The organism is Streptomyces sp. HUAS ZL42 (assembly GCF_040782645.1).
GTDB lineage: Bacteria > Actinomycetota > Actinomycetes > Streptomycetales > Streptomycetaceae > Streptomyces.
The window spans coordinates 5,509,006-5,529,659 of sequence record NZ_CP160403.1 but is presented as its reverse complement, the minus strand read 5'-3'; the positions used below and the strand labels follow the sequence as shown (position 1 = coordinate 5,529,659).

The following is a 20,654-nucleotide window of genomic DNA, read 5'->3' as shown; positions in this document are numbered from 1 at the left end:
GGAACCCGACCCGGCAAGGCATACCCGGGCATACCCGGGCACGCACGGCTCGCAGGACGGCAGTATGGGCACACGGCAGGGCCCGGCACCGCACTCGGCGCCGGGCCCTTGCTCGACGACTTGTCAGGACACGAGCTCCCGCTCCCGCTCCCGCTCCTCCACCAGGATCTCCGGCTCGGCCCCCTCCACATGCTGCGCCGCCCGGCTCGGCAGCGCGAACATCAGCAGGAAGATGACGCCCATCACCGCGGCCACCCAGCCCAGCGCGTGCTGGAAGGCGTTCACGAACTCCGGACCGACCTCGGCAGGGGCCAACTGCTCGCCGATGACGCCGAAGAAGACCACCGAGACCAGGCCGAGGCCCAGGGCGTTGCCCATCTGCTGGACGGTGTTGATGAGACCGGAGGCCGAGCCCGCGTGCTCGCGCGGGACCCCGGACAGCACCGCGTCCGTCAGCGGCGCGAAGATCAGGCCCATTCCCGCACCCATCACGATCAGGGGCAGAGCCATCTGCCAGGGGGCGATGGACAGCCCGTACCGCTCGGATTCCCAGATGTAGATCAGGAGACCCGCGGCCATCACCAGCGCGCCCGCCTGCAACACCTTGCGGCCGAAGCGCGGGACGAGCTTCTGAACCGACATTCCGGCCGCCGTCGAGACGGCGATCGAGAAGGGCACCCCGGTCAGCCCCGCCCGCAGCGGGCTCCAGCCGAGGCCGATCTGCATGTAGAGGGTCCAGACCAGGAAGAAGACGCCGAGCGCGATCCCGAAGACGGTCTGCACCGCGATGCCGGCCGCGAAGCTCTTCACCCTGAACAGGGACAGTTCGATCAGCGGGGAGCCGTCCCGCGCCGACTTGCGCCTCTCGTACGCCACCAGCGCCGCGAGGACGACGAGCGACCCGGCCATCGAGACGTACCCCCACAGCGGCCAGCCCAGCTCACGGCCCCGGGTGAGCGGGTAGAACAGCATCAGCAGTCCCAGCGTCACCAGCGCCACGCCGACGAGGTCCAGTTTCAGCGCCTTCGGGGCCCTGGACTCGGTGATGAAGCGGCTGCCCAGGATCAGGCCCGCGATGCCGACCGGCAGGTTGATGAGGAAGATCGGGCGCCACTCCAGCCCGAACAGGTTCCACTCCGTCAGCAGGGCGCCGAGCAGTGGACCGCAGACCGCGCCCAGGCCGACGATCGCGCCGAACAGTCCGAACACCTTGCCGCGCTCGTGCGCCGGGAAGGTCGCGTGGACGATCGACAGGACCTGCGGGACCATCATCGCCGCCATGCCGCCCTGCAGGATGCGGGAGGCGACCAGCATCTCCGGGTTCGCGGCGAAGCCGCAGAGGGCGGAGGCGAGGGTGAAGCCACCGATGCCGATGAGGAAGAGCCGCTTGCGGCCGTGGATGTCGCCGAGCCGCCCGCCGGTGATGAGGCCGGCGGCGAAGGCGAGCGCGTAACCGGCCGTTATCCACTGGATCTGGCTGAAGGACGCGCCGTCCCGCTGGATCGAGGGAATCGCGATGTTGACGATCGTGACGTCGACAAGATCCATGAAGGCCGCGGTCATCACGATCGCGAGGGCGAACCAGCGGCGGCGGTCGGTAGGGCTGTCCGTAGGGCTGTCGGCGGAGCTATGGGTCTCGGTGGAGGTCATGTCCCCAAGCTATGACCGCATTAGGTCAGATCGTGTCCTAGTTCTGCGGCATCCTCGGATTCATGACGACGGACACTCCGGCACGGCTCCTCCAGCTCCTCTCCCTCCTCCAGACGCCCCGCGAATGGCCCGGCGGCGAGCTGGCCGAGCGGCTCGGCGTGTCCCGCCGTACGGTCCGGCGGGACGTCGACCGGCTGCGTGAGCTGGGATATCCCGTGCAGGCATCCAAAGGGGCCGACGGCGGATACCGGCTGGTCGCGGGCAAGGCGATGCCGCCGCTGGTGCTCGACGACGAGGAGGCGGTGGCGATCGCGGTCGGGCTGCGGGCAGGGGCCGGACACGCGCTCGAGGGCGTGGACGAGGCGTCGGTGCGGGCGCTGGCGAAACTGGAACAGGTGCTGCCGTCGCGGTTGCGGCACCGGGTTTCCACGCTTCAGGCCGCGACCACGCCGCTGACGAGCGGCGACGGGGCGAGCATCGCGCCCGAGACGCTGACCGTGATGGCCTCGACCGTGGCCGGGCGGGAACGGCTGCGGTTCGCCTACCGCGCGAAGGACGGCACCGAGTCGCGGCGCCTGACCGAGCCGTATCGGCTGGTGTCGACCGGGCGCCGCTGGTACCTCGTCGCGTACGACCTCGACCGTGCGGACTGGCGCACCTTTCGCGTCGACCGGGTGCGGGAGCCGTTCGCCACGGGGGCGCGGTTCGCTCCGCGGGAGATGCCGACGGGGAGCGCGGCGGAGTATCTGCGGCAGTCGATCGGGCGGCGGCAGGAGGTGTACGAGTTCGTCGTCGCGTTCGCCGAGTCGGCGGAGGTGGTCGGGGCGCGGCTGCCGGCGTGGTTCGGGCGGCCCGAGCCCGTGGACGGCGGGGGTTGTCTGGTACGGGGCAGGACGGGGGATCCGGTGGAGTGGCTGGCGGTGCGGCTGGCGATGGTGGGGTGCGAGTTCGCGGTGCAGGGGCCGCGGGAACTTGTGGAATGCGTACGGGAGTTGGGGGGCCGACTGAGTCGGGCGGGGGGCGGGGAGTTGCCGCGGGCGTAGAGGTGCCCGGCGCGGATGCCGAGGACAGCTGGGTCGCGCACCCCGGCGCCGACGGGGTGCCGCCCGCGCCCACCTGCGTCGCCCCAGGCGGCACGCATGCCCGCGGCCTGACGGAACGGCACGATCCCCCTGTGGCACAATCTGCCCTTCAGGCGGGCCACCCCGCGGTTCAGGTGCGGGGTGCCCCGCCTTTGTGCATGTGGACATGGAGCCGGGCTCCGGCCCCCGGGGGGAGGGCGCCGAAGCCCGGCTCGGGGAAGGTCCCGGCGCCGGGGGGGGATTGCGTCGGGACTTGGCTCAGGGGCCCTGGGGTGTGTCCCAGGACCGAACTCCCGTGCCCTGAAGACTTGTTCCCATGGCTCTGTGAGTTGAAGCGGCGTTAGGTCGCCATGTTTGCGCGGGCTTTCGCCACCCGGCGTACGCGCCTGCGCACGGTCGTACGCCACCCGGCGCGCCCGGCCCGTGACGACCGCTTACGCGGCCGCCTCGAACCCGGTGTTCTGCGCCAGCTTCTTCAGCTCCAGCAGGGCGTGCTTCTCGATCTGGCGGATCCGCTCGCGGGTCAGGCCATGCTCCTTGCCGACCTCGGTCAGCGTGCGTTCCCGGCCGTCCTCGATGCCGTACCGCATCTTGATGATGGAGGCCGTGCGCGGGTCGAGGCGGCCGATGAGACCGTCGAGCTCCTCGCTGCGCAGCAGCGTGAGGACGGACTGCTCCGGGGAGACCGCGGACGTGTCCTCGAGCAGGTCGCCGAACTGGGTCTCGCCCTCGTCGTCCACCGACATGTTCAGGGAGACCGGGTCGCGGGCCCAGTCGAGCACGTCGGTGACGCGATCCGGCGTCGAGCCGAGTTCGGCGGCGATCTCCGTGGGCTCCGGCTCGCGGCCGTGCTCGCGGTTGAACTCGCGCTGCACGCGGCGGATCCGGCCGAGCTCCTCCACCAGGTGGACGGGCAGGCGGATCGTACGCGACTGGTCCGCTATCGAGCGGGTGATCGCCTGGCGGATCCACCAGGTCGCGTACGTCGAGAACTTGAAGCCCTTGCGGTAGTCGAACTTCTCGACCGCGCGCACCAGGCCCGCGTTGCCCTCCTGGATCAGGTCGAGCAGGGGCAGGCCGCTGCGGGGGTAGCGGCGGGCGACGGCGACGACCAGGCGGAGGTTGGAGCGGATGAAGACGTCCTTGGCCCGCTCCCCCTCGGCGACCAGGGCCTCGAGCTCCTCCCGGGTGGCGTCCGTCGAGGACTCCTCGTACCCGTCGAGGACCTGCCGCGCGAACACACCCGCCTCGATGGTCTGGGACAGCTCGACCTCCTTTGCGGCGTCGAGCAGCGGTGTACGCGCGATCTCGTCGAGGTACATGCCGACCAGATCGCGGTCGGCGATCTCGCCTGCATGGGCGCGAACACTGCTTGCCGCGTCGGCCGTCTCGCCGGTGGCGGACTGACGACGGGCGACGGCACGGGTTGCCATGCGTGCTCCCTTGCGGTGGTGAGTCAGCGGGTGGTCCTGTGGACGCCTGACACTGTTTCCGGGGCTTTCCGGAGTCCCCTCCGGACTCTCCTCGGGTGCCCTGCATCCGATGGAAACAACGACTGGAATCAGGACAGAATTCCCAACCCGCCCCTCAATTTTTCTGATCTTGCAGTACCCTGTCCGGCCACAGCAGCCGGACGATGCCGTCGGGAGGTACAGAGGTGCAGGTCAGACCAGGAGTCGAGGGGCGCCTGGGAGCCCTCACGCACAGCTACGATCACCTGCGAACACTCCCCCTGTGAGACGGGCATCACATCCGATACCGCCATTTCCGCTCGGGGAGAACACCCTCGGCCGCTCTCCCACCCAGCAAGACGGCACGCGCCCGTCGATGGTTGCCGCCCGCCCAGCACTCACAGCGGATTCCTCGCAAGGCCATATCCGGCCCTTACGACCGCGGGCCGGCGCCGCGAGACCGCCGGTTCAGCCGAACTGCACCGACCGCTTCGCCATTCCCACCCAGAACCCGTCGATCACCGACTTCTGCGTGTCCAGCTCGGCGCCGACCTCCGCCGCGCCCATGGTCACGAACAGCGGCGCGAAGTGCTCGGTGCGCGGGTGCGCGTAGCGGCCGGCCGGAGCCTTGTTCAGGAAGTCCAGAAGGGAGTCCCAGTCACGGGCCTCGAGCGCGCGGCGACCCCAGTCGTCGAACTCCGAGGACCAGCTGGGCACGCCCCCCGTATGCCGGAGCGCGGCCAGGTTGTGGGTGAAGAAGCCGGAGCCGACGATCAGCACGCCCTCGTCGCGCAGGGGCGCGAGCCGGCGGCCGATCTCCATCAGGCGCACCGGGTCGAGGGTGGGCATGGAGATCTGCAGGACGGGGATGTCGGCGGTCGGGTACATCTCGACGAGCGGGACGTACGCGCCGTGGTCGAGACCCCGGTCCGGGATGTCCTGCACGGGCATGCCGGGGGCGCGCAGCAGCTTGCGTACGGACTCGGCGAGCTCCGGGGCGCCGGGGGCGTCGTACCGGACCCGGTAGTAGTGCTCGGGGAAGCCCCAGAAGTCGTAGACGAGGGGAACCGGCTCCGTGGCACCGATGGCGAGCGGGGCCTCCTCCCAGTGCGCGGAGACCATGAGGATCGCCTTGGGGCGCGGCAGGTCGGCGGACCAGGCGGCGAGCTGACCGGGCCAGATCGGGTCGTCCGCGAGCGGCGGGGCGCCATGGCTGAGATACAGGGCGGGCATGCGCTCCTGGGTGGCGGCGGACATGACGACGACTCCCTCCGAGGATTACTTGAATTCTAAAACTTATGTACCCCCGAGGCTACGCCGAGTTTGTTTAACTTTCAAGGAGAGCTCTCGTACAGTGGAGTACATGAACACGGCATCCGCCCCCGCAGAAGACCCGCACTGGCTCACCGAGGAGGAGCAGCGCGTCTGGCGCTCCTACGTACATGCAACCACCCTCCTCGAGGACCACCTCGACCGCCAGCTGCAGCGGGACGCGGGCATGCCGCACATCTACTACGGCCTGCTCGTCGGACTCGCCGAGGCCCCGGACCGCCGGCTGCGGATGACCGAGCTGGCGATGAAGTCGAAGATCACCCGTTCCCGTCTGTCCCACGCGATCGCCCGTCTGGAGAAGAACGGCTGGGTACGGCGCGAGGAGTGCCCCGACGACAAGCGGGGCCAGTTCGCGGTGCTGACGGACGGCGGGTACGAGGTGCTGAGACGGACCGCGCCGGGCCACGTCACCGCCGTACGCCAGGCCCTGTTCGACCGGCTGACCCCGGAACAGCAGAAGTCCCTCGGCGAGATCATGCAGATCGTCGCCGAGGGACTCCAGCCCGACGAAGCGGGTGCGGACCTGCCCTGGCTCCGCTGAGCCGCTCACTCAGCGGACCAGGGCAGGTCCTGGGGTCGTGCGTACGAGGCGTCCCCTTCCTCGTACGCACGGATGGTTCCGAAGGGGGTACGGCCGGACGGTCGCCGTCAGTGGGCGACCACCGGCACGGCCACCTCGTCCGCGGCGCTCTCCTCGGACCCGGCCACGGTGGTCGAGCCCGGACGGCCGGCGTTGACCAGGGTCACGACGATCGCGGCGGCGAGCACCAGCATGCCGACGGCGAACCAGATCGCGTTGGTGTAGCCGTGCACCATGCCCTCCAGCTGGACCAGCTGCGGCTTGGAGGTGGCGGTGGCGATGTGGTCCTTGATGTACGACGTCGTCGCGGAGGCGGCGATCGTGTTCAGCAGGGCCGTACCGATCGCGCCGCCCACCTGCTGCGAGGTGTTGACCATCGCGGAGGCGACACCCGCGTCCCGGGGCTCGACGCCCAGGGTGGCCAGGGACATGGCCGGCATGAACGCCGTACCCATGCCGAGGCCGAGCAGCAGCATCGACGGCAGGATGGTGGAGGCGTACGACGAGCCGATCTCCAGCTGGGTCAGCAGGAGCATGCCCGCCGCGGCGACCAGGAAGCCGGGGCCCATCAGCACCCGGGCCGGGACGCGGGTCATCAGGCGGGTGCCGATCTGGGTCGAGCCGACCATCATGCCGACGATCATCGGCAGGAAGGCGAAGCCTGTCTTGATCGGTGTGTAGCCCTTCACGACCTGCAGGTAGTAGGTCAGGAACAGGAACGTGCCGAACATCGCGATGATGGCGATGCCGAGGGAGAGGTAGACGCCGCCGCGGTTGCGGTCGGTGATCACGCGCAGGGGCAGCAGCGGGGCCTTGACCTTGGCCTCGGTGACGACGAAGGCGAGCAGGAGGAGCGCCGACGCGACGAACAGGCCGACCGTCGTGGAGTCGCCCCAGCCGTCGGACTCGGCGCGGGTGAAGCCGTAGACCAGCGCGACCAGGCCGAGGGTGGACAGGAGCACACCCGGGATGTCGAGCGGGTTGCGGTTGCGGGCGCCCTCGGGCTCACGGATGACGAAGTACGCGCCGGCCGCGGCGACGACGGCGAACGGGATGTTGACGAAGAACGTCCAGCGCCAGTCCATGTACTCGGTGAGCACGCCGCCGAGGATGAAGCCGACGGCGCCGCCGCCACCGGCGATCGCACCGTAGATGCCGAACGCCTTGGCACGCTCCTTGGCGTCCGTGAACATCACGGCGAGCAGGGAGAGCGCGGCGGGCGCGAGCAGCGCGCCGAAGACACCCTGCAGGGCGCGGGCGCCGAACATCATCGCCTCGTTGGTGGCGGCGCCGCCCAGCGCGGAGGCCGCGGCGAAGCCGACCAGGCCGACGACGAAGGCGCGCTTGCGGCCCCACAGGTCGGCGACGCGGCCGCCGAACAGGAGGAGTCCGCCGAAGGCGAGGGCGTAGGCCGTGACGACCCACTGGCGGTTGCCGTCCGAGATGCCCAGGTCCTGCTGGGCGGAGGGCAGGGCGATGTTCACGATGGTCGCGTCGAGCACGACCATCAGCTGGGCGAGCGCGATGAAGACGAGCGCTTTCCAGCGGTTGGCGTCGCCGGTCTCCCTGACGGCGCCGGGAGCCTTTGCGGCTGTTTCAGACATGGGGGTACCCACTTCGGGACTTCGTGACGGAGAAAAGGTGTCGTTCGGGGACGGCTCGCCTATGGGGACGGCCGGTCGATGTAGGGACTTGCCTGGATTGCTGAACTAATCGGTCATGGGCTCATCGGGCAGGGCCGGCGCAGATCCTCCACGGTCACGGGCGCGCCCGGCAGGATCGAACGGGCCGGGGCCCGCAGTCCGTCCAGGAACATTTGCAGATGGCGGTGGACGAAGCGGTCGTTGACGAGGCAGCCGGTACCGGCCGGGGGCCGGCTGAGCTGGGCGACGACGATCATCAGGTCGCCGACACCGACGTCGGGGCGGAGCTGACCGGTCGCCTTGGCGCGGGCCATGACGTCCTCGACGATCTGCTCGAGACGCTCGCGCGCCGCTTCGAGGTCGGGGTGGTGCTTGTCGAAGGTGCTGGAGACCATCGGGCACAGCGCGCTGATCCGTTGATCGGCGGCGGCGTGCACGAAGCGCTCCAATGCCTCGAAGGCGTCCCCGGTCTCCGCGAGGGCGTGCTCGGCCGCCTCCGCCGTCCGGTCCATGACGGAGCAGACGACTTCACGGACGAGCGCGTCGCGGTCGGGGAAGTTGCGGTACACCGTGGCGTTGCCGACGCCGGCCCGGCGGGCGATCTCGTCGAGCGGCACATCGGGGCCGAACTCGGTGAACATCTCCCGGGCGGCGGTGACGATCCGCTCCCGGTTACGCAGGGCGTCGGCGCGGGGCCGGGGTGTCCTGCGCTGCGCGGGGGTCGCGGTCTGCACGGCGTACTCCTGGGTCGAAAGGTGCGATCCGGGGAAGCAGTCCCCGTTTCGCTCGGACACAGGGCTAAACGGGGAATCGATCCCCGGTTATTTCCCTGACTCGAGCGATTCTCATGTGACCTGAGTCACATCCCCAATCCGGGCCGCCGACGGGGCATCTCCCGATCGGCCCTCTCCAGCGCGCGCCCGCACCCTCCGCGGCAGAGGGTGATCGAGAGGGTGCAGCCGGTGACCGGCCGTTGAACGGCCCGGACGGGGCGGCTGCCTGGAGCGAAAGGCCCCCGCATGCAGCCGCAGCCCGAGCGACCCCGGGGAGGCAACGGCACGCCCCGGGAGCCGCTCCGCCATCGGATACGCCCGCGCCGTGTGGCCGCCCTCGTCTGCGTGACCGCCCTGACCCTGGCGGTCAGCACCTCGGCAGGCAGCGGGCGCCTCACCGCGGGCCCCAGGACAGCCGGCGCCGGCCCGATCGCCCTGGCCCGCTCCTCCGCACTCGGCCCCTGCATGATCAGCGGCAGCCCCGCGGTCCAGATGTCCGAGGGCGTCCCCACCACCGGCAGCTACGCCCGCTCCACCGGAACGGTCCGCGCCCTGACCCTGATGGTCGACTTCCCCGACGCGCCCGGCCAGGGCAACGCGCTCGACCGCTACCGCGAGTTCTTCCCGAAGACCCAGGAATGGTTCCGCACCAGTTCCTACGGCCGTCTCGACTACCGGCCCCAGACCCCGATCCCCGGCTGGCTGCGCCTGCCGAAGCCGTTCCGTGCGTACGGCATAGAGCGCGGCGCCCCCTTCGACCCCGGCTACCGCGAACTCGTCGAGGACATCGTGGCCGCGGCCGACCCGAAGGTGGACTTCCGCGCGTACGACCTCCTGAACGTCCTGGTCACCCCGAACGCGGGCCCCTCCGCGCTGGACACGGTCCTGTCCGTCACCTTCGCCGGCAACGCGGAGGCCCCGACGGCCGACGGCGTCCCGGTGGCGAACGCCTCCTTCGTCTACTCCCGCCAGGACGACGGCTCCGGCTCCTACAACCTCACCGGCTACCGCGTCCTGCCCCACGAGAACGGCCACATCTTCGGCCTGCCCGACCTCTACACCCAGGAGGGCGGGGGCGCGGTCGGCCACTGGGACATCATGAGCGAGGACTGGGGGGCCAACAACGACCTGCTCGGCTGGCACAAGTGGAAACTGGGCTGGCTGGACACGTCGCAGGTGAGCTGCGCGACCGGGCCCGGGACGACGGAGTACACCCTGACCCCGCTGTCCCGCGCGGGCGGCCCCAAGCTCGTCTTCATACCCGTCACCGAGCGCACGGGCTACGCCCTCGAACTGCGCACCCGCGGCGGCAACGACGAGGCGGTCTGCCGCCCCGGCGTCCTCATCTACAAGGTCGACGCGGACATCGACACCGGCATGGGACCGGTGACGGTGTTCGACTCCCACGAGGACAGCGGCGGCTGCACCCGCAGCCCGAACGTCCACGCGGAACTCTCGGACGCGACGTTCGCACCGGGCGAGGTGTTCCAGGATGCGAGGAGGGGGATCCGGGTGGCGGTGTCGGGGGCGGATCTGGGCGGGGATTACCGGGTGCTGGTGACGCGGCGGTAGGGCGGGTGGGGGTCGGGCGGGGGCGTCGGACGGGGTTGCCGGGCGGCGCGCACGCCTCCGAGACGGCGGCGGGCCGCAGGGCTGCGGACGGGGGCGACCGGAACCGGACCGGATTACCGTAGGCGTGCCGCCACCGCCGTACCGGAGAACCGATGCCCGCTGAGACGACCCCCGCCGAGACGACGACCTCGGACGACCCCGAGTCGGTCGGCTCCACCGCCGTGCCGGCCGAGGCGGTCGCGCCGCTGATCCGTGGGATCGCCGTACTCCGTGAGCTGACCGAGGCCGACGGGAGGCTGAGCCCGAGCGGGCTGGAGCGGGCCACCGGCCTGGCGCGCTCCACGGTCGACCGCATCACGGCGACACTCGCGCGCATGGGCTACGTCCGCCTCGACGGCCGGGACGCCGTACTGGCCCCCCGTGTCATGGAGTTGGGCAACGCCTACCTCGCGGCCCTGCGCCTGCCAGCCCTGCTGGACACCCGCGCCGACGAACTGGCCGACGAACTGGACGAGTCGGTGTCCCTGGCCGTCGCCGACCGAGACGGCATCCGCTTCATCCACCAGGCGACCCGCCGCCGCGCGATGTCCCTGAGCTTCCGCATCGGCGACCTGCTCCCGGCCGAACGCACCGCACCGGGCCCGCTGTTCGCGACGGAGTGGACGCAGCAGGAGTGGCTGGCCTGGCGGCAGCGCCGGGCGGCGGACCCGCAGGACCGCACCTTCACGGCCGTACCGCCGCGGGAGCACACCACCCCGGACGAGGACTTCGTACGACGGTCCGCGCAGGCCGCGGCGGACGGCTGGGCACTGGACGACCAGCTGATCGAGCCGGGCCTGGTGGCCGTGTCCGTGCCGGTGCGGGACCCGCGGACGGGCCGCATCGCGTGCGTGGCCAACGTGGTCAGCCACACGAGCCGTCACACGGCGGCGAACCTGCGCGAGACGCTCCTCCCCCGTCTGCGGTCGGCGGTGCGGACCATGGAGGAGGACCTGCGCCTGGCCCCGCCACCGGAGCCCGGGACAGCGCCGGCGGGCCTGGCGACCTGGACGGGCGCGTCGAAGCAGGAACTGGGCCGGGAGTTCATCGAGTCCCTGGCCCGGGGCCTGACGGTGCTGACAGCCTTCGGCGAGGGCCGGGCCTCGCTGACGCTGACGGACGTGGCGCAGGCGACGGGGCTGGCCAGGGCGACGGCCCGCAGGGCCCTGATCACGTACGAACACCTCGGCCTGGTGGCCCGGACGCCGGACCGCCGCTTCGCCCCGACCCCGCGGATCCTGTCCCTGGGCTTCCCGCCCCTCTCCCGTATGTCACTGGCGCAGATCGCGACGCCGCACATGGAGGAACTGGCGCACCGGGTCCACGAGTCGACGTCGCTGGCGGTCCTCGCCGACGGCGGCGAGGAGATCCAGTACACGGCGAGGGTGGCCCCGACCCGTGTGATGAGCGTGAACGTCGCGGTGGGGGCGCGGCGACCGGCGTACGCGACGTCGGCGGGCCGCGTACTGCTGGCGGACACCCCGGAGCGGCAGCGCGTACTCGGCGACCTGCGCCGCCTGACCCCGCGCACGGTCACGGACCCTGCCGCGCTCGCCGCCGTCCTCGCGGAGGTCCGGCAGCGCGGCTACGCCCTCATCGACGAGGAGTTGGAGGAGGGCCTGCGCTCCATCGCGGTCCCGGTCCGCGACCGGTCGGGCAGCACGGTCGCGGCCCTGAACGCGGCGGCCCACGCGGCCCGTCGCACGCTGGAGGAATGCGTCGAGGACCTCCTCCCGGCCCTGCTCACGACGGCCGGCCGCATCGAGTCGGACCTCCATGTCGCGGGCCGCTTCACTCACGTCTCCCTGCCCTGACACTCGCATCGATGAGATGTGGATCACATTTCAGCGGTGGATGTCACACTCCCGGCGTCCGGACGCCTCTCAGTTCGGTACGCATCCGCAACGGGAGGGCCCACGATGTCCGACAACCCGCCAGACCCACCGGCAGCGACGCAGGTGTTCAACGACCACCGTGAGCTGCTGTTCTCCATCGTCTACAACATGCTCGGCAGCGTCGCCGACACGGAGGACGTGCTGCAGGAGACATGGCTGTCGTGGGACACCAGAACCCAGGCACCGAGCGCGGAGCCGATCGACAACCCGCGCGCCTACCTGGTGCGGATCGCGGTGAACCGGGCCCTCTCCCACCAGGCCACCATCAGCCGCCGCCGTGAAACCTACGTCGGGCCATGGCTGCCCGAACCGCTCGTCGGCCCCCTCGCCGACACCGCCGCCCCCGACGACGCCTCCGACGCGGCAGTGCGCGCCGAGTCGGTCTCGATGGCGCTGCTGGTGGTACTGGAAACCCTCACCCCCCTGGAACGCGGGGTGTTCGTCCTGCACGAGGTGTTCGGCTACGCCCACACCGAGATCGCGGAAATCCTCGGCCGCAGCCCCTCGGCGATCCGCCAGCTCGCCCATCGCGCCCGCGAGCACGTCCACGCCCGACGCCCCCGTTACGAGCCCGACCCGCAGGTACGGCAGCAGGTGACCGAACGTTTCCTGGCCGCCGCGCTCGGCGGCGACCTGGACGCCCTCCTGCAGATCCTGGCGCCGGAGGTGACCCTGTGGGGCGACGGCGGAGGCAAGGGGGCGGGAGGCCTGCGGCCGCTCTACGGCCGGGACAAGGTCGCCCGGCTGCTCGCCGCTGTCGCGCCCGGCTCCGGCAAGGGCCTCGACATCGCCTACCGCAGCGTCAACGGCGACCCGTCTGCGGTGCTGTTCGCCGGCGACACCCCGTTCGCCGTCCTCGTCCTCGACCTCACTCCGGACGGCAACCAGGTGTGCGGAATCTACGCCGTCGCCAATCCCGACAAGCTCTCGCACGTCGACTGAACACGGGGGGAATCCACATGCTGCTGAACACGGGGGGAATCCACATGCTGCGAAGAATGGCGGCCCTGCCCAGCGGCCGGGTGGCGAAATGGGTGGTTCTCGCCCTCTGGACGGCCGTACTGCTCCCGGCCCTCATACTGGCCGGCAAGCTCGGCGACGTCGAGGAGAACGACAACTCGGCCTGGCTGCCCGGCAACGCGGAGTCGACCAAGGTCGTCGCCCGAGCCGAGAAGTTCCAGGCCGCGGACACCCTGCCCGCGATCGTGATCTACGACCGGTCCGAGGGCATCACCCCGGCCGACATGGCCAAGGCCCGGGCCGACGCCGAAGCCTTCAAGGACGTCGAGAACGTCGTGGGGCAGCCACAGGGCCCGTCGAAGTCCCAGGACGGCAAGGCCATCCAGACCGTGGTCCAGGTTCAGAAGGACAGGACGGGCTGGGAGGGGATCGGCAAGGTCGTGGACGGCTTGACGAAGGTCGGCGAGAACGACTCCGACGGTCTCGGGTTCCACGTCACCGGCCCGGCGGGTTACGCATCCGACTCGATCAAGGCGTTCAGCGGAGGAGGAGGCCTGACGACGATCACCGCGTCGGTGGTGATCCTCATCCTGCTGCTCACGTACCGCAGCCCGGTGCTTCCCCTGCTGCCGCTGCTGACGGTCGGCGGCGCCCTGGTCACGTCGGAAGCGGTGATCTACCTGCTGGCGAAGAACGCCGGACTCACCGTCAACAAGCAGACCAGCTTCATCCTCACCGTGCTGGTCTTCGGCGCCGCCACCGACTACGCCCTCCTGCTCATCTCGCGCTATCGAGAGGAGCTGCGCCGACACGAGGACCGGCACGAGGCGATGGCGGAGGCCCTGCACCGCTCCGGCCCCGCGATCATCGCCAGCGCCGCGACCGTCGCGGTCAGCCTGATGCTGCTGATGCTGGCCACCCTCAACTCCACCCAGGGGCTCGGGCCGGCCTGCGCCGTCGGCATCCTCGTCGGCCTGCTCGCCATGGTCACCCTGATGCCGGCCCTGCTGGTCGTCTGCGGCCGCTGGATCTTCTGGCCGGTGAAGCCGACGTACGGAGCGGGCGAGGCGGCCGAGGCGGCCAAGGAGGGCGTCTGGACGCGGGTCGGCGCGGCCGTCTCCCGCCGGCCGCGGACCGTATGGATCGGCACGGCGCTCGCCCTCGGCGCCATGGCGATCGGGGTGTTCGGGCTCAAGGCCGAAGGGCTCTCCAACAAGGACCAGTTCACCAACAGGCCGCAGATGGCCGTCGGCGAGGAGATCCTGTCCAGGCACTTCCCGGCCGGATCGGGCGACCCCCTCTACGTCGTGACCAAGGCGGCCTCGGCGGAGCAGGTGAAGACCACGCTGTCCGGCGTAGCAGGAGTCGCCGAGGTCTCGACACCGTTGATCAAGGACGGCGAGGCCATGGTGCTCGGGGAACTCGAGGACGACCCCAGCAGCACGGCAGCGATGCGCACCGTCGAACAGGCCAGAACCGCGCTCCACGATCTCGACGGTGCGGATGCCCAGGTGGGCGGCAACACGGCGATCATCCTCGACACGCAGGAAGCGGCGGCCCGCGACTCCAAGGTGATCATCCCCATCGTGCTGCTCGTGGTGTTCCTCGTCCTCACGCTGCTGCTACGGGCGATCGTCGCACCACTCCTGCTCATGGCGACGGTGGTGTTGTCCTTCGGAGCAGCCCTCGGCGTGAGCAGCCTGATGTTCAACCACGTCTTCCACTTCGCCGGCGCGGAAGCGTCCTTCCCACTCCTGACGTTCGTGTTCCTGGTCGCCCTGGGCATCGACTACAACATCTTCCTGGTCACCCGGGTACGCGAGGTGACACTGCTGCACGGCACCAGGCGCGGCGCGTTGACGGGTCTGACCGCCACGGGAGGTGTGATCACCTCGGCGGGCCTGGTCCTGGCCGGCACCTTCGCGGCGATGGCCTCCCTGCCGCTCGTGTTCGCGGCCGAGCTCGGTTTCGCGGTGGCGTTCGGCGTACTCCTGGACACAATGATCGTCCGCTCGGTGCTGGTGACCGCGCTGACGCTGGACGTGGGACGGTGGATGTGGTGGCCGAGCAGGCTGTTCCGGCGTGATGACGAGGCGCGGGGGCCGGAAGGCCGGGCCGACCTCGAACGCAAGGCCGTGGCCAGCTCCTCTTGACCGGCGTCCGCCGTCGAACTCCGGCGTCCCCGAGGTAGCAGGTCAAGGGCACTCCAGCGGCCCTTTGCACGTGTCGTCCGGGTCGTCTGCCCCTATACGGACGACCCTCGCCGGTCCGCATCCGCTACGCTGTCCCTGGTCAGTCGTTGGTGCGTCACGTTGTCTGCGCGGGTGACGCGACGGGCGCGTTGCACCTCGTCTGACCAGCGGGCTTGTGCTACACGCCGAAGATCCACGATCAGGATTCTCGGAGTCGTATTCCACAAGCCCCGGCCTTCGTAGCTCAGGGGATAGAGCACCGCTCTCCTAAAGCGGGTGTCGCAGGTTCGAATCCTGCCGGGGGCACCAGAAAGTACCAGATAATGGGACATATCGACCCTCCGCGGCACTCGCGGAGGGTCGTTTTTATCCCAGATGGGAACCTGATGGGAACGGCACGATGGGTGCCTTTGGGTAACTGAGCCTTTGCCCGATTCAGTGACCAGCCACCGCGGCTGGCGAGCTGCTTCCTGGGTGATGCTGAGCACAATGTGGCGGCGGTGGGCGATTCGCGCATCGTCGGCCGCGAGTCGTGCGGGTTACCGAGTACCAGGGTACCGACGGATCAGGTCTACCCCGGCCGACCGCTGGCACCAGCTCTCCGCAAACCAGAAAGCGGTCGATGTCTCTCACGCCAACGTTCGCGCCGCGGCAGACCAGGCCATGGCCACCCTCAAGGCTTGGCGGCTCCTGCGCAAGCTCCGTTGCAGCCCGAGCCGCATCACCGAGCTCGTCCGGGCGGCCCTCGCTCTCCAACTCAACATCCTTGTGGATACCCAGACTCCGGGCGATGCCAGCGAGGAAGCGGTCCTTCGAGGAGCGCACCAGATCCACCGCGTCCCCTTGAACTCTGCGAGGTAATGCTTCCGCTTCACCACCATGGCCACTTCCCCTGGATCGAAGAATCCAGCGTCCAGGTGTCGGAAGTTCGGGGGTCACTCCACTCGACCCCGCCCCTGCACCTCGGCCCCTGCCCTCGCCCCGTCCGGGACCCACGCCGGGCACTCACACAAAGAAAGGGATTCTTGAATAAGTCCAGATATAATAAGCCCACCTATCCATGCAGAGGTGTGCCGTGGACAAACCCGCCGAGATGTTCGACCGCGACTTCGAGTGGGCCGAGCTGACCCGATTCGCCGCCCTGCCCGGCCCGCGTGCCACCCTCGGTGTGGTCTCCGGCCGCCGCCGCCAGGGCAAGACCTTCCTCCTGGACGCCGTCACGCGGGCAAGCGGCGGCTTCATGTTCACCGCCACCGAGACCACCGAAACCGACGCCCTGCGCCAGTTCGGCGAAGCCCTCGCCCGCCACCGCGATCAGCCCACCCCGTTCCGCTTCACCCACTGGGACGAGGCCGTCACCGAGCTCATGCGCATCGCCGACAGGGGCGGCCCCACCATCGCGGTCATCGACGAATTCCCCTTCCTCGCCAAGGCCTCCCCCGCCCTCCCCTCGATCATCCAGCGCGCCCTCGACCCCGCCGCCCAGCACACCAACACCCCCGTACGGCTCCTGCTGTGCGGGTCCGCCCTGTCCTTCATGGGCAGACTCCTCGCCGGCAACGCCCCGCTGCGCGGCCGCGCCGGCCTGGAACTCGCCGTCCCCACCCTGGACTTCCGCCTCGCCGCCGAATTCTGGGAGATCACCGACCCGCGCACCGCACTGCTCACCCACGCCATCGTCGGCGGCACCCCCGCCTACCGCCGCGAGTTCACCCAGGGTGACACCCCCGCCGGGCCCCACGACTTCGACGCCTGGGTCACCCGCGCCGTCCTCAATCCCGCCCGTCCGCTCTTCCGCGAGGCCCGCTACCTGCTCGCAGAGGAACCCGAACTCCACGACACCGCGCTCTACCACTCCGTCCTGGCCGCCATCGCCGACGGAAACGCCGCACGCGGCGGCATCGCCGACTACCTCGGCCGCAAGTCCACCGACCTCGCCCACCCGCTCAGCGTCCTCCAGGACGTCGGCATGATCACCCACGAGGCCGACGCCTTCCGCCGCAACCGCTCCGCCTACCGCATCGCCGAACCCCTCATCGCCTTCTACCACGCGGTCATGCGCCCCACCTGGGGCGATCTGGAACGCCCCGGACGCGCCCCCGCCGTCTGGCGCCGCGCCCAGTCCACCTTCCGCAGCAAGGTTGTCGGCCCGCACTTCGAACAGGTCTGCCGCGAATGGGCCCGCTGGCACGCGTCCCCCGCAACCCACGGCGGGCAGGTCACAAGGGTCGCCAGCGGGACCGTCAACGATCCTGCCGCGAAGACCAGCCACGAAGTCGACGTCGCAGTCCATGGCGAGACCGACAACGGTCGCGAAACACTACTCGCCATCGGCGAAGCCAAATGGAACGACGTCATGGGGAAGGGCCACCTCGAACGTCTCCAGCACATCCGTGCTCTCCTCACCGCGCGCGGCACCGCCACCGACGTCACCCGGCTGCACTGCTACAGCGGCACCGGCTTCACCGACGAACTGCGCCACCTCGCAGAGAACGACCCCGCCATCCAGCTGATCGATCCAGTTCGCCTCTATCACGGCGACTGACCCGGTCGCAGTCACCGTCCCTGTACCGGGAACATGACCTCCACCATTACCGGCGTCCCGGAGAGCCTCAGCTCACGCCCATTCCCACTCTGCTGACCTGCGAAAACGGCCACTGGCTCAACTCCCTGGGAGCTGTTCCTCGTCAGGCCGATGGATGCTCCTATGGCTATCAAGCCGCTGGAGTCAGGTCGGTTTGAGTGATTCGTTCGGTTGGTGTGCTGGTCAGGGCGCGGTTCTCGGCGTCGAGGTAACCGTGGACGGCCTCGACCACACGCCGGACGGAAGTATCGTCGCCCTGTGCTCTCGCGGCGGCATGCGGCAATCGATCGGAATCCTGGAGCTGCCGTTGCCCAGCCCGGCGCCCGAGGGTGCGGAGTGGATCGAGGCGTACCGTCACTGGGCCGGTTGAGGCCGGGCACTCACATCCCACGCGAAACCGGCTTGTGTGGAAGGGCTGAACGTGGCTGATGTCGTACAGGGCAGGCAGCAGGGCGGCGGCGAGCCGTCGCTGACCGACCTGATCGAGCGCAGTGCCGAGTTGAAAGGGAAGTTGGTCGCCTTCGGGCAGAGCGCCCGCTTTGACCGGTGGTTGACGCCCATCCTGCTGGAGGCCGCAGGGCCTGAGCGGCAGTTGGACGAGGGCGAGGCGATCCGGATCATCGACCACTTCATCCTGCGGTACCGCCTGCCGGACGGTTCGACCGTGGTGGACCGGTTCGTCGCCGGACGGAAGGACTTGACCGCGATCGACCGGGAGATGCTGCTGGGCTGGCGTGACGCGGTGGAGGGCATCTTCGAGATCCACCGTAAGGAAGGGGATGCCGTCGTCCTGCTGAATCTGGTCGACGACCTGGAGTACCGCACGTACTCGAATGTCGGGCGGGCGGCGTTCCGCGGCATGTCCAAGGGGGGCTTCCTCCACACCTGCGTGGTACCGGTCCACTCGGCCGGCGCGGCGTGGCTGGTCTCCGGGGCGATGTCGAGCTACCCCAAGTCCAGCGCCACCGAGATCGCCCAGGCCGCTCTCCACCTGGCCACCAGCCAACCCGAACTGGTCTTCCGCAACCCCGAGAAGCTCGAGCAGGGATGGCAGCGGATGCGGGAGGACCGGGCCGCGTTCGTCGAGTTCTGCGGCGGCGACGAACTGGTCCTTCCGCCTGCCGAAGCCGAGGACCTCCTCAACGCCTACTACCGCCACCGCCAAGAGGCAGCCGTCGCCGGACAGCCCGACCGTGCCCGGGGCAGGCGGCTGTCTGGCCTGGACCTGCCGTTCTTCGAGCTGCCGCGAGAACTCGCGGATTCGCACACCATCGGCGTCATCTATGACCAGGTCGACGGGCTCAACTTCTATGCGGACTACGGGATGTTGCGCGACCTCTTCGCGGACCCGGTGCGCGCGAGCCGTGCGCAGCATCAGGACCTGTTGCGCACGTACCTGCGCGAGGGGTCGATTGCGCCACTGCCGATCTGCCGACTGGCCGCCGCGCACCCGGAGACAGCCGACGCGGTGTTCCGGAAGCTGCTGCGGAAGCCCGGATTCACCTGGAGCGAGCACGGTGAGGCGCTGCTGCGCCGACGCAAGCCCTGGTACTACGCGAACGAGCCCCGCCCTGGTGTCTCCGTAATCGGCGACCGCCTCGGCGCGCTCCTCACCGGCCGCCGGTAGCCACCCTTCACACGGCAGCGACTGCTGCGCAACACTGCCCGTTCTCCGTCCAAGCCGTGTTTCGGGAGCCCACTGGGTGAGGGGTGAAAGCTGAGGTGACGAGGCGGGGTGATGCTGGTCGTCCCGCTGACGGGGGAGTTGTCCGAGGCGAAGGTAGTGACGGGTGTGGACGATCACTCTCGGTACTGCGTGATCGCGTCGGTGGTCGAGCGGGCGACCGGACGGGCGGTGTGTGCTGCGTTCGCCCAGGCCTTGCAGGCGTTCGGGGTGCCGGCCTCCTGCCACACGCCGCAACGACGCGCACAGAAAAGCCGATCACGGCCAATGTCAACCATCAGCTGGGACCGAAGTGTCAAGCATCTCCCGGGACCGGGCACCGCCGATGCCGCCGACTGAGCAACTTTCTCTACTGGTTCAAGCACCCGTCGTCGCTTCGCTCCTCCGGGCGGGCACACGGAGCATGAGGTCAGAACTTGTCGTAGCCGAGGCGGTCGGCTCCGCGGTTTCAGCCAGCCGCGTTGGCGCGAGCCCCACAGATCATGGCTCCGGCGTCGTGCCTGACCGGAGGTCATCCCTGACCAGTTGGTCGGGTGCACCGGCAAGCGTGCCGGATCACGCGGAGAACAGCGGGATTTCATGGTGAAAGGGTGGCTGACCCGGCGAAAGGGCCCGCAGTGATCTATGGCTGAACGGCGGGATCAATCGCTCTCACCACGTGACCATCCGGGGTCCCGCCCGCGCATTTCCAGACCGCGGTCTCGTGGAAGTAACCCACATGCAGACCGCGGTCGTGCTCGCCGCAGACGGGCCAGGTCACGCGATGGTGGCTCATGACGAATTCCTGCACTCCTTCCGCCACAGCACCCAGAACCTCTGCCGAATCGGGTGTGGAGACCTCCGCCGACTTGATGTGGACCACGCCGACCGGTCCCAGGTCCGGGTCGCGCACGTAGTCGATGTAGCAGAAGTCGTCGCCGGTGGCCGGTTTCCCGGTGTCCTGCTCCGCCGACCTGGTGACCGTCTCGAAGGCCGATCTCGCCATGGAGAAGGTTCGCTCGGTCCAGGATTCACAGAACTCCGATTCCGGAATTTCTCCACGCTCGCCGTACAGCTCGGCCATCCACGTCAGTACCTCCTCGGGGAGCTGCTCCCCGTGCCGCCAGACCGCTCGCAGCATCCGGTCCTGCCAGTCCGCGAAATTCGACATCATCGCTGCCTTCCGATGGCAATGAAAACCGGGGGAGAAGTGGCTGCCCACTTCTCCCCCGGCGGTG

Annotated in this window: 14 protein-coding genes, 1 tRNA gene and 2 pseudogenes; 11 read left to right on the top strand and 6 right to left on the bottom strand. The window is 69.7% G+C overall.

Going from position 1 to position 20,654, the window contains the following annotated elements; translation table 11 throughout:
* Positions 1 to 123: 123 nt before the first annotated feature.
* The gene (locus tag ABZO29_RS25500; RefSeq protein ID WP_367322500.1) at positions 124 to 1,650 is read right to left on the bottom strand and encodes an MFS transporter; all 1,527 of its coding nucleotides are present in this window, start codon (positions 1,648 to 1,650) and stop codon (positions 124 to 126) included.
* Between the two features lie 62 nt (positions 1,651 to 1,712).
* Here ABZO29_RS25500 and ABZO29_RS25495 point away from each other — a divergent pair, with 62 nt between their 5' ends.
* Entirely contained in the window at positions 1,713 to 2,693 is a 981-nt protein-coding gene (locus ABZO29_RS25495; RefSeq protein WP_367322499.1) for a helix-turn-helix transcriptional regulator, read from the top strand.
* 473 nt (positions 2,694 to 3,166) lie between these two features.
* Here the strand turns inward: ABZO29_RS25495 and ABZO29_RS25490 are convergent, their stop codons facing one another.
* On the bottom strand, positions 3,167 to 4,165 hold the full coding sequence (locus ABZO29_RS25490) for an RNA polymerase sigma factor RpoD/SigA (protein WP_367322498.1): 999 nt from the start codon (positions 4,163 to 4,165) through the stop codon (positions 3,167 to 3,169).
* A 486-nt stretch (positions 4,166 to 4,651) separates the two neighbouring features.
* Positions 4,652 to 5,440 carry a dioxygenase gene (locus tag ABZO29_RS25485; protein WP_367322497.1) on the bottom strand — a complete coding sequence of 263 codons (789 nt, stop codon included), beginning with the start codon at positions 5,438 to 5,440 and terminating at the stop codon, positions 4,652 to 4,654.
* Positions 5,441 to 5,546: 106 nt separating this feature from the next.
* On the opposite strand from ABZO29_RS25485, the gene ABZO29_RS25480 reads away from it, so the two are divergent.
* The gene (locus tag ABZO29_RS25480) at positions 5,547 to 6,056 is read left to right on the top strand and encodes a MarR family winged helix-turn-helix transcriptional regulator (RefSeq protein WP_367322496.1); all 510 of its coding nucleotides are present in this window, start codon (positions 5,547 to 5,549) and stop codon (positions 6,054 to 6,056) included.
* Positions 6,057 to 6,163: 107 nt separating this feature from the next.
* Here ABZO29_RS25480 and ABZO29_RS25475 read toward each other — a convergent pair whose 3' ends face one another.
* The gene (locus tag ABZO29_RS25475; protein WP_367322495.1) at positions 6,164 to 7,699 is read right to left on the bottom strand and encodes an MFS transporter; all 1,536 of its coding nucleotides are present in this window, start codon (positions 7,697 to 7,699) and stop codon (positions 6,164 to 6,166) included.
* A gap of 113 nt (positions 7,700 to 7,812) precedes the next feature.
* A complete protein-coding gene (locus tag ABZO29_RS25470; protein WP_367322494.1) occupies positions 7,813 to 8,472 on the bottom strand; it encodes a TetR/AcrR family transcriptional regulator in 660 nt (219 codons plus the stop codon).
* Between the two features lie 366 nt (positions 8,473 to 8,838).
* On the opposite strand from ABZO29_RS25470, the gene ABZO29_RS25465 reads away from it, so the two are divergent.
* From ABZO29_RS25465 to ABZO29_RS25425, 9 genes and pseudogenes are all read left to right on the top strand, one after another.
* Positions 8,839 to 10,083: a M6 family metalloprotease domain-containing protein gene (locus ABZO29_RS25465; protein WP_367322493.1), complete on the top strand. Its 1,245-nt coding sequence runs from the start codon at positions 8,839 to 8,841 to the stop codon at positions 10,081 to 10,083.
* Between the two features lie 152 nt (positions 10,084 to 10,235).
* Complete coding sequence (locus tag ABZO29_RS25460) at positions 10,236 to 11,936, top strand: IclR family transcriptional regulator C-terminal domain-containing protein (RefSeq protein WP_367322492.1); 1,701 nt, start codon at positions 10,236 to 10,238, stop codon at positions 11,934 to 11,936.
* A 105-nt stretch (positions 11,937 to 12,041) separates the two neighbouring features.
* Positions 12,042 to 12,959, top strand: a complete 918-nt coding sequence (sigJ, locus tag ABZO29_RS25455; RefSeq protein WP_367322491.1) for an RNA polymerase sigma factor SigJ — start codon at positions 12,042 to 12,044, stop codon at positions 12,957 to 12,959.
* 44 nt (positions 12,960 to 13,003) lie between these two features.
* Positions 13,004 to 15,130 carry an MMPL family transporter gene (locus tag ABZO29_RS25450; RefSeq protein ID WP_367322490.1) on the top strand — a complete coding sequence of 709 codons (2,127 nt, stop codon included), beginning with the start codon at positions 13,004 to 13,006 and terminating at the stop codon, positions 15,128 to 15,130.
* Between the two features lie 272 nt (positions 15,131 to 15,402).
* Positions 15,403 to 15,478, top strand: a tRNA-Arg gene (locus tag ABZO29_RS25445).
* A 276-nt stretch (positions 15,479 to 15,754) separates the two neighbouring features.
* A pseudogene (locus ABZO29_RS25440) lies at positions 15,755 to 15,928 on the top strand (transposase family protein); the annotation flags it as partial.
* A 316-nt stretch (positions 15,929 to 16,244) separates the two neighbouring features.
* The gene (locus ABZO29_RS25435) at positions 16,245 to 17,714 is read left to right on the top strand and encodes an ATP-binding protein (RefSeq protein WP_367322489.1); all 1,470 of its coding nucleotides are present in this window, start codon (positions 16,245 to 16,247) and stop codon (positions 17,712 to 17,714) included.
* 460 nt (positions 17,715 to 18,174) lie between these two features.
* Positions 18,175 to 19,380: a hypothetical protein gene (locus tag ABZO29_RS25430; protein WP_367322488.1), complete on the top strand. Its 1,206-nt coding sequence runs from the start codon at positions 18,175 to 18,177 to the stop codon at positions 19,378 to 19,380.
* A 144-nt stretch (positions 19,381 to 19,524) separates the two neighbouring features.
* Positions 19,525 to 19,653 (top strand): annotated as a pseudogene (locus ABZO29_RS25425) (IS481 family transposase); the annotation flags it as partial.
* Positions 19,654 to 20,059: 406 nt separating this feature from the next.
* Here ABZO29_RS25425 and ABZO29_RS25420 read toward each other — a convergent pair.
* Positions 20,060 to 20,638: a hypothetical protein gene (locus ABZO29_RS25420; RefSeq protein WP_367322487.1), complete on the bottom strand. Its 579-nt coding sequence runs from the start codon at positions 20,636 to 20,638 to the stop codon at positions 20,060 to 20,062.
* Positions 20,639 to 20,654 lie beyond the last annotated feature (16 nt).